At 39.0% G+C, this 14,700-nt stretch carries 16 protein-coding genes; 3 read left to right on the top strand and 13 right to left on the bottom strand.

The window, feature by feature from the left end; translation table 11 throughout:
• Positions 1–207: 207 nt before the first annotated feature.
• From P4V41_RS02430 to moaA, 10 genes are all read right to left on the bottom strand, one after another.
• The gene (locus P4V41_RS02430; protein ID WP_328083253.1) at positions 208–1,827 is read right to left on the bottom strand and encodes an ABC-F family ATP-binding cassette domain-containing protein; all 1,620 of its coding nucleotides are present in this window, start codon (positions 1,825–1,827) and stop codon (positions 208–210) included.
• Positions 1,828–2,040: 213 nt separating this feature from the next.
• Complete coding sequence (locus P4V41_RS02435; RefSeq protein ID WP_328083463.1) at positions 2,041–3,966, bottom strand: TRAP transporter permease; 1,926 nt, start codon at positions 3,964–3,966, stop codon at positions 2,041–2,043.
• 52 nt (positions 3,967–4,018) lie between these two features.
• Positions 4,019–4,522, bottom strand: coding sequence for a DUF1850 domain-containing protein (locus tag P4V41_RS02440; protein ID WP_328083254.1), 504 nt, complete (start codon positions 4,520–4,522; stop codon positions 4,019–4,021).
• Positions 4,523–4,571: 49 nt separating this feature from the next.
• Positions 4,572–5,561 (bottom strand): TAXI family TRAP transporter solute-binding subunit, encoded by a 990-nt coding sequence (locus tag P4V41_RS02445; protein WP_328083255.1) that lies wholly within the window; start codon positions 5,559–5,561, stop codon positions 4,572–4,574.
• Positions 5,562–5,698: 137 nt separating this feature from the next.
• A complete protein-coding gene (locus P4V41_RS02450; RefSeq protein ID WP_328083256.1) occupies positions 5,699–6,133 on the bottom strand; it encodes a Dps family protein in 435 nt (144 codons plus the stop codon).
• Positions 6,134–6,145: 12 nt separating this feature from the next.
• Positions 6,146–6,595: a TlpA disulfide reductase family protein gene (locus tag P4V41_RS02455; protein ID WP_328083257.1), complete on the bottom strand. Its 450-nt coding sequence runs from the start codon at positions 6,593–6,595 to the stop codon at positions 6,146–6,148.
• A 246-nt stretch (positions 6,596–6,841) separates the two neighbouring features.
• Entirely contained in the window at positions 6,842–7,384 is a 543-nt protein-coding gene (locus P4V41_RS02460; RefSeq protein ID WP_328083258.1) for a peroxiredoxin, read from the bottom strand.
• Positions 7,385–7,569: 185 nt separating this feature from the next.
• Complete coding sequence (locus P4V41_RS02465; RefSeq protein WP_328083259.1) at positions 7,570–8,244, bottom strand: TVP38/TMEM64 family protein; 675 nt, start codon at positions 8,242–8,244, stop codon at positions 7,570–7,572.
• 64 nt (positions 8,245–8,308) lie between these two features.
• Complete coding sequence (locus P4V41_RS02470; protein WP_328083260.1) at positions 8,309–9,169, bottom strand: VOC family protein; 861 nt, start codon at positions 9,167–9,169, stop codon at positions 8,309–8,311.
• Positions 9,170–9,307: 138 nt separating this feature from the next.
• Complete coding sequence (gene moaA / locus P4V41_RS02475; protein WP_328083261.1) at positions 9,308–10,327, bottom strand: GTP 3',8-cyclase MoaA; 1,020 nt, start codon at positions 10,325–10,327, stop codon at positions 9,308–9,310.
• 375 nt (positions 10,328–10,702) lie between these two features.
• Here moaA and P4V41_RS02480 point away from each other — a divergent pair, with 375 nt between their 5' ends.
• Positions 10,703–10,903, top strand: a complete 201-nt coding sequence (locus tag P4V41_RS02480; RefSeq protein WP_066397748.1) for a cold-shock protein — start codon at positions 10,703–10,705, stop codon at positions 10,901–10,903.
• A 170-nt stretch (positions 10,904–11,073) separates the two neighbouring features.
• Complete coding sequence (locus P4V41_RS02485; RefSeq protein WP_328083262.1) at positions 11,074–11,970, top strand: STAS domain-containing protein; 897 nt, start codon at positions 11,074–11,076, stop codon at positions 11,968–11,970.
• A 24-nt stretch (positions 11,971–11,994) separates the two neighbouring features.
• Here P4V41_RS02485 and P4V41_RS02490 read toward each other — a convergent pair whose 3' ends face one another.
• Together P4V41_RS02490 and P4V41_RS02495 are read right to left on the bottom strand one after the other, a co-directional pair.
• Complete coding sequence (locus P4V41_RS02490) at positions 11,995–12,618, bottom strand: methanogen output domain 1-containing protein (protein WP_328083263.1); 624 nt, start codon at positions 12,616–12,618, stop codon at positions 11,995–11,997.
• Positions 12,619–12,743: 125 nt separating this feature from the next.
• The gene (locus tag P4V41_RS02495) at positions 12,744–13,235 is read right to left on the bottom strand and encodes a GNAT family N-acetyltransferase (RefSeq protein ID WP_328083264.1); all 492 of its coding nucleotides are present in this window, start codon (positions 13,233–13,235) and stop codon (positions 12,744–12,746) included.
• 270 nt (positions 13,236–13,505) lie between these two features.
• On the opposite strand from P4V41_RS02495, the gene P4V41_RS02500 reads away from it, so the two are divergent.
• Positions 13,506–14,405, top strand: coding sequence for a LysR family transcriptional regulator (locus P4V41_RS02500; RefSeq protein ID WP_328083265.1), 900 nt, complete (start codon positions 13,506–13,508; stop codon positions 14,403–14,405).
• On the opposite strand, the gene P4V41_RS02505 is transcribed toward P4V41_RS02500, so the two are convergent.
• Positions 14,406–14,585, bottom strand: a complete 180-nt coding sequence (locus tag P4V41_RS02505) for an aspartyl-phosphate phosphatase Spo0E family protein (protein ID WP_328083266.1) — start codon at positions 14,583–14,585, stop codon at positions 14,406–14,408.
• Positions 14,586–14,700 lie beyond the last annotated feature (115 nt).

Raw genomic sequence — 14,700 nt, forward strand, 5'->3', positions numbered from 1 at the left:
ATCAATCAGCATCGTTGACAATTGTGAGACTCCTTCGGGATCCGCGTGACAGGTGAGACAACTATTTGCGCAAAGTGTGGAGGTAGCTCACCGCACGCCACCCGAAAAGCGAAGCACCTGAAACGAAGATTAACCTCATTCAAGAGCAACAGAACAACAAAAAAGGAGTGCTAAATCTACAATCAGACTTAACACTCCTTCGTTGTTTTATTGATACATCAATTGACGTTGCTTCTTCAATTCGTCATTCGCTAGATACTCATCATAAGACATTTGCTTATCAAGGATTCCTTTAGGCGTGATCTCGATGATACGGTTCGCGATCGTTTCAACGAACTGATGGTCATGTGATGTGAACATCAATGAACCTTTATAGCCGATCAATCCATTGTTCAACGCCGTGATGGACTCTAGATCCAAGTGGTTCGTAGGGTCATCCATGATCAATACGTTTGATCCGCTTAGCATCATCTTAGAAAGCATACAACGAACTTTCTCTCCTCCAGATAATACAGACGGCTTCTTCATTACTTCTTCACCTGAGAAGAGCATACGTCCTAAGAATCCACGTAGGAAGCTTTCTGTTTGATCTTCAGGAGAATATTGACGCAGCCAATCAACAAGAGTCTGCTCGCTGCCTTCAAAGTACTTTGAGTTATCGCGAGGGAAATACGCTTGAGACGTTGTTACACCCCATTTGTATGTTCCACTGTCCGCTTCCATCTCACCCATTAAAATTTTAAATAGAGTCGTGATGGCAATCTCTTCTTTACCTACAAAAGCAATCTTGTCGTCTTTGTTCATGATAAAGCTCACGTTATCAAGTACTTTTACGCCGTCGATTGTTTTTGTTAGACCTTCAACACGAAGAAGATCATTTCCGATCTCACGGTTGATGCCGAAGTTAACATACGGATATTTACGAGAAGAAGGTCGGATATCATCTAAAGAGATTTTATCTAATAACTTCTTACGTGAAGTCGCTTGTTTTGATTTAGATGCGTTCGCACTAAATCGCGCAACGAAAGCTTGAAGTTCTTTGATCTTTTCTTCTTTTTTCTTGTTTTGATCTTGTGCCATACGAAGCGCTAATTGAGAAGACTCGTACCAGAAATCATAGTTACCCACATAGATTTGGATCTTCCCAAAATCAAGGTCAGCCATGTGCGTACATACTTTGTTTAAGAAGTGACGGTCATGGGATACAACAATGACTGTGTTCTCAAAATTAATCAAAAAATCTTCTAGCCATTGAATCGCTTGAAGATCCAAGTTGTTCGTCGGCTCATCCAGAAGAAGAACATCTGGCTTACCAAAAAGAGCTTGCGCAAGTAATACTTTTACTTTTTCAGAACCAGTTAGTTCAGCTAGTTTCTTCGTGTGAAGATCTTCTTTAATACCAAGACCTTTCAGTAGAATCGCTGCTTCTGATTCAGCTTCCCAACCGTTAAGTTCGGCAAACTCACCTTCAAGTTCAGCCGCACGAATTCCGTCTTCGTCTGAGAAATCAGCTTTCATATAGATCGCGTCTTTCTCTTGCATCACTTCATACAGACGAGCGTGACCCATAATAACCGTCTGCATAACCTCTTGCTCTTCATATTCAAAGTGGTTCTGCTTCAATACAGCTAGACGTTCGCCTGGAGTCATGTGAACGTCACCTGTTTGTGCTTCGATCTCACCAGAAAGAATTTTTAAGAATGTAGATTTACCCGCACCGTTCGCACCAATCAAGCCGTAGCAGTTTCCTGGTGTAAACTTTATATTAACGTCTTCAAACAGCTTGCGGTCGCCGTAGCGAAGACCAACGTTAGTTACCGTAATCATTTGGATATCTCTCCTTTTAATATATAACTGACCGTCTTTCTACAATCAGCTTACATACATATATTCAATCCGTATCCTACAAAAATGCATACTTACTGATTGTATCATAAATCCGAGATGTATAACCTTACAATCTTTTACCCACATTGAAAATTTTAAACTTTAGAGACATAAAAAAGCTCAGAAGCTAATTGCCTCTGAGCTAATCTTCATTTAAAGCGCTGGTGAAGATGGCGCTTGAGTATTATCCTTTTTCAAAAGCCAATACTGACTTCCAAGCATTAATGCGAACGCTGCAAGCCCGATCGCACTGAACATACCTTCTGGATAGATTAGCAAGAATCCAATCACAACCGCTCCTATTCTTTCTAACCATGAAAGAGCACGCATCCAATACCCTATCATCCCTGCTCCAATCGCAATCATTCCTACAAATGCCGTCGAGATCACCCAAATCGCTTCTATCCATGTTGTATCAATCAACATGAGCTGTGGTGAGATTACGAAAATATATGGAATGATAAACGCGGCGATGGCAAGTTTCGATGATAAAATTCCGGTACGTATCGGTTCACCACCTGAAACCCCTGCCGCTGCAAACGCCGCGAGCGCAACCGGTGGAGTGATATCTGCGATAATTCCAAAGTAAAAAACAAACATATGAGCTGACAGATCAGGAACACCAAACAATAAAATCGCTGGTGCCGCGATCGTTGATGTTATCACATAGTTCGCAGTCGTCGGTGATCCCATTCCAAGTACAAGTGAGGCGATCATCGTTAAGATTAAGGTTGGAATCAAATACCCACCTGATAATTCTAGAAGACCGTTCGCCATCTTAAGACCTACACCTGTTACAGTGACAACCCCTACGATCATACCTGCCGCCGCTGTAGCTGCAGCAACACCAAGAGCCGTTCTCGCCCCATCGGCTAGAGCTTCAATAAAGAGCTTCGGCCCCATGCGTGTTTGCTTATTGAGCATGCCTACCGCAATCGCACTCACGATTGACCAAAGTGCGGCTTTCGTAACACTCATGCCAGTCATAAGAAGAACAATAACCACAACGATCGGAATCAACAGATACACTTGTTTAATTACTCTTTTAGTTTCTGGCATCTCTTCACGGGTTAATCCTCTAAGACCGATGCGTTTTGCTTCAAAGTGTGTCATAATCCAAATCCCTGCAAAATAAAGGACAGCAGGAATAGCAGCCGCTTTGGCGATATCCCAATACGTAATACCACCACCAATAAATTCAACCATCAGAAAAGCTGCGGCACCCATGACAGGAGGCATGATCTGACCACCAGTTGAAGAAGCTGCCTCTACTGCTCCTGCAAAGTTTTTATCATAACCTAATCGTTTCATCATCGGAATCGTAAAAGCACCAGAAGTTACAACGTTAGCCACCGAGCTTCCACTGATCGTTCCTTGAAGAGCACTAGAGAAAATCGCTACCTTCGCAGGTCCGCCGACCCGTCTCCCTGCAATGACGATAGATAGATCATTGAAATATTCCCCCACTCCCGTTTTAACGAGAAAAGCTCCAAATAAAAGAAACAAAAAGATATATGTGGATGAAACCGCGAGCGGCGTTCCTAAAATACCTTCTGTAGTAAAGAACATCGTCCTTACGATCCGTTCAATCGTCAAACCTTTATGTTCAAGGAAACCTGGCATATAAGGTCCCATATACGCGTACAGCAAGAATAAACCTGCAATAATGGTGATAGGCAGCCCAACGACCCTTCTTGTTGCTTCTAAAACGAGTATGATCGCGAGTACACCTATTAAGAAATCTTGAGTCGTTAATCTTCCTACCCTCATAACAAGGTCATCCATAAATATGTACCAATACGATCCTACCGCTATCGATAGAACAGCCAAGATCATGTCATACCAAGCTACTTGAAAAAGAGGCTTACCTTCTTTTTTCTTCCTAGAAGCCGGAAAGAGCAAAAAGATCAACGTAAGTGCAAAGCCTAGGTGAATTGTTCTTTGCAGTTGTGCTGGCAATACGCCAAAAATGGCAGTATAGAGCTGGAATAATGAAAAGGAAATAAGACCGATAAGTGTGATCCAATAAAGAACACCTTTTAATTTCCGAAATCCTGCTTCCGGATCATACTTTTCCATAAGTTCTTGTACAGCTTGATCTGAAATTTGTTCACGCTCGTTTTGATTGTTGTTATCCAAGTTTTTTCCCTCCTATCAACCTTTGCCATACGTTCAACTTCACTACTTTTATCCGGACCCAAGACCCCTTTTCACTAAATGCAGAAAAAGGATATTCATTATCGTTAAGAAGAAGTGTATGATTAGCGATAATTTGTCCGATTCGAATATCTAATGAAGGAAACGTTCTTTTCATGTTGGTTAAAACATAGTTCTCACCCTTTTGTGTAAAAACTTCCCCTTCAGCTGCACCTGATGGCATGCCCACTCCAAATTCCTGAAACCTCATCTCCGTTTGCCTGATCTTTTCATGATGAACTTGATAGATTTCGCGAACTGGTGTTTTATGAATCGAGTGTATGTATTCAATACTGAATTCACTATCCTGCTTTACATCAAAGAAAGCTAAAGATTTACCTGTCTTGCCCTCTTCAATAACGACTGATGTAAAAAATGGCACCATTGAAGCAATCGCTAAAGACACTAAGATCAGTATGCTAATAAAAATTTTCTTCATAAGAATACATGGACTAAAAAATAATCTTTTAGTCCATGCTCGACACCTCTTATTTTAAGATTCCTTTTTCTTCAAAATACTTTTTAGCTCCTGGATGGAACTCGATTCCCATACCTTCTACAGCGTTCTCAGCAGAGATAAGCTCCCCTTTTGCATGACTGATCTTATCCGTGTTCTCAAAGATTGCCTTTGTGATCGCATACACAGCATCGTCTTCCATATCTTTACGTACCGTAAGCATAGAAAGAACGGCTACCGTTTTTACATCTGCTTCAATCTTGTATGTTCCGCTTTTAACGGTATCTTCAATATAATACGGATGGGCTTCGATCAGTTCTTTGATCTTGTCATCTGAAATCGGTACGATCGTTACAGGTTTCGTTGCGGATAATGCATCCACAGCTCCAGTAGGTGTACCTGCTGTAATAAAAGCCGCTTGGATGTTCTTATCTTGAATACCTTCCGTAGACTCATCGAACGATAGATGCTGGGCATCAATGTCTTCCATTGTCATACCATGAATCTTTAAAATTTGTTCAGCATTCGCAAACGTTCCACTACCTGGTGCCCCAACTGAAACCTTCTTGCCTTTTAAATCTTCAACACTCTTAATCCCGCTATCTTTTAATGTAACGATTTGGATTGTTTCAGGATATAATGTCCCGATTCCTGTTACTTGATCTACTTTTTCTTTAAACATCTCCTTGCCTTCTACTGCATAGCTAGCGATATCTGTTTGTGTGAACGCTACATCAGCATCGCCATCTTGAAGCAACTGCATGTTCTCAACAGATGCACCTGAAGCCTGAGAGTTCGCTTCAACATCCAACTCATCTTTCACAATCTTCGCCATCTCTCCACCTAGTGGATAATATGTACCACCTGTACCGCCTGTTACAATACTAATTTGATCAAGATTTAATGCAGCGCTTTTGTCACCAGATTCTTTCTTTTCAGATGGAGTCTCGATCTTCTGACCACAAGCTGCTAGTGAAAATGCAAGAATTATTACGAAAAATAAAGCAATCCCCTTTTTCATGTTTTTCCTCCTTTTGGAATAATTTAGTCTATTCTTAGAGTTTAGCATAAGCTTCGTTAAAATTGCAGAATAATTATAATTTTTAGAAATATAATTAGTGCACAAAAAAAGAGCGACCGAAGTCACTCTTTTAAGAATTAGCTCACGAACGCTCGAAGCATCCAATTATGTTTGGCAAGGCTTTCTCGAACGGATAATAACATGTCGTGCGTTACTTCATCACCTTCACGCTCGGTTACTTCCATGCCTTCTTTAATCTCAGCGATCAGTAGTTCAAAATCGCTAATAACGTTTTGAACCATATCTTCTGCTGATTCGTTTGTTTTTGCTTCTTCTATTGTCGCCAACTCTAAATATTCTTTCATCGTTGCAACCGGTGTTCCTTTTAGGACGAGCAGTCGCTCAGCTAATTCGTCAATATTTGTTGCTGCTTCGTTATAAAGCTCTTCAAACTTTTCATGAAGTGTGAAAAAGTGAGGGCCTTTTACATACCAGTGATAGTTGTGTAGTTTTACAAACAATACATTCCAGTTCGCTACTTGACGGTTCAATACTTCTTGAATGGTATTCATCGTATCATCTCCTTATTTTGTTTCTTCGTTTAACACACGGTTCAATCTCTTGCGAAGCATGTCCATTCCGCTTCCACCGGCTTGGAAGTGACGAAGCTTTCCTTCTTTATCAAACACATAGTACGCAGGTACATATTTGTTCTCAAAAGCATCCGTTAGCTTATGCTCGCTGTCTACATAGATCGGCTGTGTGATGTCATGCCCGATGGCCATCTGTTCGATAACGCTCATGTCTAAATCATTCTCTGAACGAGGCATGTGAACAGCAACCACGTTTAGGTCATCTTCGTACTCATCTCTTAGTTCGTTAACATCAGGCATTGCTTCTTTACACAAGCCGCAGCTTACAGACCAGAAGTGGATTAAGGTTGCTTTTTCTCCAACCAATTCTTCTTTCGTTACTTTTTCGTTCAACCAAGTTGTAGCACCATCAAGTTCAGGCATTTGTTCACGTAATTTCATCTAATATTCCCTCCAAAAGTTGTACGTTAGTTTGAATACATTTTAATTATTTATTTTAATTAAGTCTGATTTAAAAGGTGTGTTTCCTCTTCATTGACAAGTTGATTGGAGTGCAAGGTGCGAGACTCCTGCGGGACGAGCGGTCAGGTGACCCTTAAAGGCGCGAAGCGGCAAGGGGCTCACCTCCTGTCCCGCGGAAAGCGAGCAACCTGGAACGGAAATCAACTTCTTTCAAAAACTGCATTCTTAAAGTGTCTTTTGCCCAGGCTTCCAGTTTGCTGGACAGAGTCCGCCTGTTTGTAACGCTTGAAGCACACGCAGTGTTTCATCAGCATCACGGCCGATATTGTTGTGGAAAACCACTTGATACATCATCTCACCCTCAGGATTAATGATGAACATCCCTCTTAGTGCAACGCCTTCTTCTTCGATCAGGACTCCATAATCACGTGATACACGGTGATTTGTGTCAGCTGCTAGAGGATAATTCAATTCACCGAGTCCGTTCTCTTCACGACTCGTGTTGATCCATGCTAAATGCGTATGAACGGTGTCTGTTGAAACCCCGATTACTTCTGCATCTAAGTCTTCAAATTCACTATATCTATCTGACAATGCAGTGATCTCAGTCGGACATACGAAAGTGAAATCCATTGGATAGAAGAAAAGAACGGTCCATTTTCCTTCTTCCATGTTCTTTTCTAAACTCACTTTTTTTGTTTCTTTGTTCGGCATGATCGCTTCCATCTCAAAGCGAGGGGCTTGTTTACCTACCATACGTTCTGCCATTCTTAAATCCACTCCTTTTATTTAAATGATAATGAATATCATTATCATGCGTTTACATTCTTTATTATACTCACTTCTTTTTTGAAGTCAATACTAATTTATAATAATTATTAACAAGGAACAAGTATTGTGCTCACCTCATAAAGAAAACACAAAAAAGCCTCACTCAAATATGTTGAGTGAGGCTATGCATTATCTTCTTTATGTTGGTGAATTTGACTGGTCATCACCGGTTTGTTTTTCAGTAGAATAGGAATACAAGCAACGAAAAGTGCTAAACCAACTGCCACTGCAATGATCGTTCCATTTCCTTTTATAAAACTGTCACCTAACAAGTTGTAGGCGAGTGTTCCAGGCAAAACACCAAGCATTGTAGCTAGTATATATGATCGGAGTTTAAGCTTAGAGATCCCAGCAACATAACTCACAACATCAAAATTCAACACTGGGATGATTCTTAAAAGGAAGATATAAACAAATCCTTTTTCCTTCAATTGATTCTGCCATTTTGCAATTCTTGAAGGAGAATCAGGTTTCTGTTTTATCCATTTCGCCCCAAGATGCTTGGCGATGTAAAAGGATAATATAGCACCAATCGTAGCTGAGAATACTGTATAAACCGTTCCCCATACTACCCCGAATGCTAAACCACCTGCTAAAGAAAGAACCGAGATAGGAAATAAAGTAAAGGGACGAATGACATTTACGATAATATAGACGATTGGAGCGACCATCCCAAAAGATAATACCCAATCTCGCAAAGATATGGGGGTTATTTTAAAGACAAAGTGGTTGAGAGCAAATAGAAACATGACTAGCAATACGATTACTGTGATTTTCACCAATGTGCTTCTTTTCATAAAACCCCCCTCTTTGCCACTTTTTCTTACTTTTAATATTCCTGATTCTGAGAGTTTGTAAACGTTAGCGTTGTTTGGCTCTAATCATGACTCCGTTACCTGAAGGGTCTTTTAACAAAATGTTTTCCAATTCTATATCATATGGAACTTGCTCCCGATCTAGAGCATTTAAAACTTTTTCAACTTCTAACTTTGATGGAACGATGATCTCATACCGGAGAAGACCTGTAACGTCCTCTCGGTTAGATAATGAATCGGATCCGTTCCAAATATTAACGGCGATATGATGATGATACCCTCCTGCGGAAATGAATAAGGCGTGGTTCCCGATCCTCGTCTGTTCTTCAAAACCCAATACGTTTCTGTAAAAATTTTCAGCCTCAGCTATATTCACTACATTCAGATGTATATGACCCATCACCGTATTTTCAGGGAGGCGACTGAAAGATTTTGGTTCTCGTTCTGCTAAAAGACTTTGTACATCTAAAGGTTCGCTGACGGCTGGTAATTTTCCTCTTTCATCCCGCACCCAATCTTTCCGATCGACATCTCTGTAAATTTCAATTCCATTATTCTCAGGATCTTGCAGATAGATGGCTTCACTGAATTTATGGTGAGATGCTCCTATTAGAGGCGCCTTTGTCTCCATTAAGTGATGAAGAGTATTCGCAAGATCTTTTCTAGTAGGAACAAGCAAAGCCAAGTGATATAAACCTGCACTTTTTATTGGTCTATGACGAAGCTCTGGATTACCTTCTAGAATGATAAGTGGCGTTTTGCCATCTGCCGTTAATTCCACGCTAGATTTTCGTTTTGTTAAAATCTGTAGACCGATCGTTTCTGTGTAAAAGGTCACAAGGTTCTCCAAATTCCTTACTTTTAAAGACACACTTCCGATTTGAGTATCTTTATGAATAGGCGTCATCTTTCTTCCTTCTTTCCTATTTAATAGCGAAATTATTTACGTTACACATAACTAAATTACTTTATGTAAGTTATTATAAAATAGTTATTAACAAACTTCAACTCGCAATAAGTAGCAAAGAAAAAGAGGCTGATCGCATCAGCCTCCAATATAGGACATTTCTATTTTTTTTCTTTCGCTCATTCTCTGTTCTTTTCTTTCATCTGAATAACGGTCAGTTCGATCCCGCCATATTTGAACAATACGGTTATACAGATCTTCGTCAGTGGCACCGTCTCGTACAAATTCTTTTAGATCAGTTCCTCGCCCTGTAAATAGACACGTGTATACTTTTCCGTCAGCGGACAATCTTGCTCTCGTACAAGTCGAACAAAACGTATCACTGATTGAAGATATAATACCGATTTCTCCCTGACCATCGGCATATTGGTAACGTTTTGCTACCTCTCCATAATACTTTCGATCGACCGGCTTTAACGGCATCTCTGAATTAATCAAGTTTAAGATTTCATTCTTTGATACTACATCATCCCAATTCCAACCGTTTGAAGTCCCCACATCCATATATTCAATAAAACGCAAAACATACGGTGAATTCTTAAAATAACGAGCCATCGGGAGAATCTCTTTGTCGTTAATTCCCTTTTTGACCATCATATTTATTTTGACTGCAAGTCCTGCTCGATGTGCAGCTTCTATTCCTTTTAATACAGGGGATACCCCAACACCTCGTCCGTTTATAAAGCCGAACAGATCATTATCAAGCGTATCTAAGCTTACCGTTACTCTATCCATTCCTGCTTTCTTTAATGACACAGCCATCTTCGGAAGAAGCACACCATTTGTCGTTAATGCAATATCTCGGATTCCTTCAATTGCTCGAAGACGCTTCAATAAATCAGGCAGATTTTTTCGAAGTAAAGGTTCACCGCCAGTGATTCGTATTTTCTCAACGCCAGCTTTTGCAAATTGTGAAGCAATCCGTACAATCTCATCGAACGATAATAGCTCTGTTGAAGTTAAGAATGGGTATTCTGGTCCGAAAATTTCTTTCGGCATACAATAGGTACACCGAAAATTACATTGATCGGTTACCGAAATCCGCAAGTCCTGAAGCGGACGATGAAAACGATCAGTGATTCCATTACTTTCATGCATATCATCACATCATTTGTTTTAGTATTTTTATCAATGTACCACGAATAAAAGGAAGTTAAAACCAGAACTACTTACAAAATTGATCTTCTATTAAAGAAAGAGTTTAGTTCATAATCACTAATTATTCCTTTAAATAGATCATTATTACCAAATTTTCATTCATTTTACTATACTATCCCTTGTTCCAACAGCTTTTCATGTTCCTACTTAATTTTTAATGTTTTCCTTTTTCTTGTTGTACTTGTTTATTGGTTAGTAAAGTGTTACGATAAATAGGAATTATTTTTGTTCGATTGTACAGGTAACCTATTATCTTGATATTTTTGAGCAGAGATAGTATTATTGTGCGGATTGGCACGACAGGAGGCAACAAAAATGGAACAAGGTAAGGTTAAATGGTTTAACGCAGAAAAAGGTTTCGGATTCATCGAGCGCGAAGGTGGAGACGATGTATTCGTACACTTCTCAGCTATCCAAGCTGACGGTTTCAAATCTTTAGACGAAGGTCAAGACGTAACGTTCGAAGTTGAACAAGGACAACGCGGACCTCAAGCTACTAACGTACGTAAAGCATAATAACCCAATATATGAACAGGACTCTTGAAAAAGAGGCCTGTTTTTTTGTACCCTCTTATTGCCCTCAATATAAAAGCTTTACCTTTTTAAAAATTTTTCAGTAAATTCAAACATGTATTAATTATTTTTGTTAAAATACATTTAACGTCTAAAATAATTAGGAGTTCAAAATGGATCTTCACTTGAAGCAGAAACAAGATCAGATTGAAATCGGTACAAGAATTGCTGAAAATGCACCTCAAATTGCAGAGAAGATCATAACTAACATACAAAATAGTAACGCCTATGTTTCACTACAACAAAACGCTCCTTTGAATGAATATGAGGAACTTCAACAATCTATCTCATTCATACGTTTAATTGGGGAAGCTGTTTCTGGAAAGGTTTCCGATTCTAGAAAAATGATTTTTGAGTGGGGTGAACATATCGGCATGCTTGCCGTTCATTCTGGCCAGCCGCTCGATACGACACTTGAGAGTACATCATACTATCGAGAAGTTATATGGGATTTTATAAAAGAAGAAGGTTCACTACAATCGATGTCGTTGGAGTCGGTTTTACATATTTCAACTACGATCAATCCGATGATCGATTACGCAGTACAAGCTTTCAGTAAGTCTTATGTGAATAATTACAGAGAAATGACGAAACAATTTCATCTCTCTCTTCAAGAACTATCCGTTCCTGTTGTTCCTCTTTTCCCTGGAGTAGCCGTTCTGCCGGTCGTCGGTGATATTGATACGAACCGTGCAAAGCTCCTGCTCGAAGCTACGCTGCAACAGTGCTTAGATCATGAAATCACTTCCCTAGTTATCGATCTATCCGGTGTGAGTTATATCGATACAATGGTTGCTCACCGCCTCTTCCAACTTGTCTCAACACTGAAACTCTTAGGCGTCAAAACAACTCTAACAGGTTTAAGCCCTGAGATCGCACAAACATCCGTAAGTTTGAATTTAGATTTCGATGAGATCACGTTAAAAGGAAATCTGCTTCAGGCATTGGCTGACTTTGGGTATGGAAAATTAAACAAAACCGATCATACAAACAAAAAGAACAGACTCTGATATAGGGTCTGTTTTAATCATTTTTTAAGAGTTCTCACGTTTTAATTCCTCTAACTCTTGTAGAAGCGATTCTACCATCTCATCGCATTTTTTCAACTCATTATTCAGCATACTAATGGTTTCTTCTTCCCATGAAAAAGGATCACCGTTCTCAGGTGTTGTCGGAAGATCTTGATAGATATCTCCTTGTTCTCGCTCATCAGGTTGAAAGTAAATAGCTACTTCACAATTTGGGCTTCCTAAGGCGATTCTTTGGCGTAGAGCAACTTTTCCGTAACCAAATTTTCGTGCAGCTATTCCTCCAAGTACACTGGATGTCATTTTGCATAAGTGCGGTGCATCCTTAACAAATTCCCCGAAAGGACACTCTTTTGCACGAACTATTACATGGTCAGGCTTTACACTGACAATCTCAAAATGCCCGCCGATGGAATTTTTTATATCCACAATAACATGAACGTATTGATCAACCGTCCAATCCAATGGATCATCATAGAATCTCTCTATCCATTCACCAGTACGCAGGCCAAGCTGCTCGATATATCTTTCCGCAGCGGGGCCAATCGCTTTTTTATGAATGTGGGCATATTGAGTAATGAGTTTTGCTAAAAAAGTGTGTCCATTCAATTCACCCTTTGAAAGGTTCATACTGCATCTACCCTTTCTATTGAATTACATGCTGTTTCACTTCGTTTGGCAAGATATGGACAACACTCTTTGGATACCCGAATGAGATGGTTTAAAACATTATTTTACTTATCAAAGTAAATAATTTATGCCTTTTGCCAATAAATCGTATCTTCTCCCTCTTTTACTATGTTAAATCCTGATTTTTTTAATACTTTTGCAGAAGCGATATTGCTTACGAGACACTCTGCAGAGATATTTTTAACATCTGGTTGTGAGATCAGCCACTTTGTGAACCCTATGACCATTTCTGTAGCGAGACCTTTATTACGTGCTTCACTTACCATCCCATATCCAATCTCAACTTTCCCATTCTCATCGGGTAAAGCTTTACACCCAATCTCTCCGATTAAAGTTTGCGTTTCCTTATGGATAGCTATCCTGCCCCATGCACTAGCTTCAGGATTTTGCTGCAGTTTGTCTTTTTGTATCTTAATCAACTTCATATATTGCGGACTTGGCCACTCTTTGGAGACATTGTAGTTCAGTACGTTGGTTAGATTCTCTTTACTCATAATCGTTGCTTCTGCAAGCTCAAACGTAAATGGTAATAATAAGAGTCGGTTCGTTTCAATCATTTATACTTGCCCTCTCTGTCAGTTATTTTTTTTTCAATCGGTTTACTATTGTTAAGAAACACCAATTACATCGCATCTATTTCAATGCAAGTATTCGGTAATAAGTATGAATTACCTGTAAATCTTTTTCTTAGTCTCTAGAAAATGAAGGTCCACCTTTAAATTTCTTTACACCTAAATGTCTTATACCCTAGCAACTTCATCATCATTTAAGATAAAATGAAATAAAATCAACTTTGTTAAATAGAACTTAAATAAAGGAGATAATCAATGAACTTAGAACAGATGAAATATATTGTAGAAGTAGCTAAAGAAAGTTCCATCACAAAGGCAGCAGATAAACTACATCTATCTCCTTCAGCAATCTCGCAATCTATTACACAACTTGAAAAAGAGTTCGGAGTTACCATCTTTACTCGATCAAGACAAGGTACTATTCCCACTTCTGATGGGAAATTTATCGTCTCAAAAGCTTATGAGATTCTTAAGAAGATGCAGGAGCTTCATGAAGAGTTGGCGGATAAACAACATGCTAAAAAACATGTATTAAAAGTGGGATGTGCACCAGCACTGATGTACATCGTGTATGATGCCTTCTTATTATTTCATGAGCAATTTCCTGAAACAAACGTAATGATTCGAGAGATTGATCAAGATCATATATTAGAAGAGATGAAGAATGGACACATCGATATAGGTTTAAGCCCTTTTACAGATTATGAAGTTTCTAACCTGCAGCATGAAAAAGGAGTAGACTATGATTTACTGTATACAGGACATGTTTGCGTTTGTGCAGGTAAGAAATCATCATTGTATTACAAAGATTTCCTAACCCCAGATGAATTAAGTGACGAGAAACTAGTAATCTACAATTCAAAAGGCGGTATAACATTCAACGATAGGTACGTAAAGAACGAACAGATCTTATTCTCCTCCAACAATATTGAAGTCATGCGTTCAGCTATCTTGGATGGACATGCTTTTTCTTTTGTTTTTAACTTTACTTTTAAAAACAATGCTGATGTAAAAAACGGCAAACTAGCGATTATTCCGTTTCTTCAGCCTGATCTGATCTACCAAGACTTTTGGACATTGTATCCTTTAACAAAAGAGCTGTCCGTAGAAGCGAAAGAATTTAAAGAGAAGGTTAAGTATTTACTAAATAAATAATTATTTTAAAGATCGCTCATCCATTATCCTTTTTTGATAAAGATAGATTAGCTTGTCGAGCTTTTGGCTCTGTTTGACGAGATCCGCATCTGAAAAATCATTGGAATTTGGTTTAAGATCATACATTTTCTCACGGCAGATTTTAATTTCTTGCAATAATATATTAAGATCAACGTCCATGATTGATTTCCTTTCTAACTGCGAACGAATTCCAAATAAATGGATATGCATTTATAATAGTTGTTCTTTGTTTTTATGTAAATTTAGAAATAATTAAAGGCCACTAATCTATTCT

Source organism: Fictibacillus nanhaiensis (assembly GCF_036213205.1).
GTDB classification, from domain to species: Bacteria; Bacillota; Bacilli; order Bacillales; family Fictibacillaceae; genus Fictibacillus; species Fictibacillus nanhaiensis_E.

Coding starts and splice junctions, on each gene's coding strand:
- P4V41_RS02430 (WP_328083253.1), bottom strand. CDS start 1,827: ATGATTACGGTAACTAACGTTGGTCTTCGCTACGGCGACCGCAAGCTG.
- P4V41_RS02435 (WP_328083463.1), bottom strand. CDS start 3,966: ATGGAAAAGTATGATCCGGAAGCAGGATTTCGGAAATTAAAAGGTGTT.
- P4V41_RS02440 (WP_328083254.1), bottom strand. CDS start 4,522: ATGAAGAAAATTTTTATTAGCATACTGATCTTAGTGTCTTTAGCGATT.
- P4V41_RS02445 (WP_328083255.1), bottom strand. CDS start 5,561: ATGAAAAAGGGGATTGCTTTATTTTTCGTAATAATTCTTGCATTTTCA.
- P4V41_RS02450 (WP_328083256.1), bottom strand. CDS start 6,133: ATGAATACCATTCAAGAAGTATTGAACCGTCAAGTAGCGAACTGGAAT.
- P4V41_RS02455 (WP_328083257.1), bottom strand. CDS start 6,595: ATGAAATTACGTGAACAAATGCCTGAACTTGATGGTGCTACAACTTGG.
- P4V41_RS02460 (WP_328083258.1), bottom strand. CDS start 7,384: ATGGCAGAACGTATGGTAGGTAAACAAGCCCCTCGCTTTGAGATGGAA.
- P4V41_RS02465 (WP_328083259.1), bottom strand. CDS start 8,244: ATGAAAAGAAGCACATTGGTGAAAATCACAGTAATCGTATTGCTAGTC.
- P4V41_RS02470 (WP_328083260.1), bottom strand. CDS start 9,169: ATGACGCCTATTCATAAAGATACTCAAATCGGAAGTGTGTCTTTAAAA.
- moaA (WP_328083261.1), bottom strand. CDS start 10,327: ATGCATGAAAGTAATGGAATCACTGATCGTTTTCATCGTCCGCTTCAG.
- P4V41_RS02480 (WP_066397748.1), top strand. CDS start 10,703: ATGGAACAAGGTAAGGTTAAATGGTTTAACGCAGAAAAAGGTTTCGGA.
- P4V41_RS02485 (WP_328083262.1), top strand. CDS start 11,074: ATGGATCTTCACTTGAAGCAGAAACAAGATCAGATTGAAATCGGTACA.
- P4V41_RS02490 (WP_328083263.1), bottom strand. CDS start 12,618: ATGAACCTTTCAAAGGGTGAATTGAATGGACACACTTTTTTAGCAAAA.
- P4V41_RS02495 (WP_328083264.1), bottom strand. CDS start 13,235: ATGATTGAAACGAACCGACTCTTATTATTACCATTTACGTTTGAGCTT.
- P4V41_RS02500 (WP_328083265.1), top strand. CDS start 13,506: ATGAACTTAGAACAGATGAAATATATTGTAGAAGTAGCTAAAGAAAGT.
- P4V41_RS02505 (WP_328083266.1), bottom strand. CDS start 14,585: ATGGACGTTGATCTTAATATATTATTGCAAGAAATTAAAATCTGCCGT.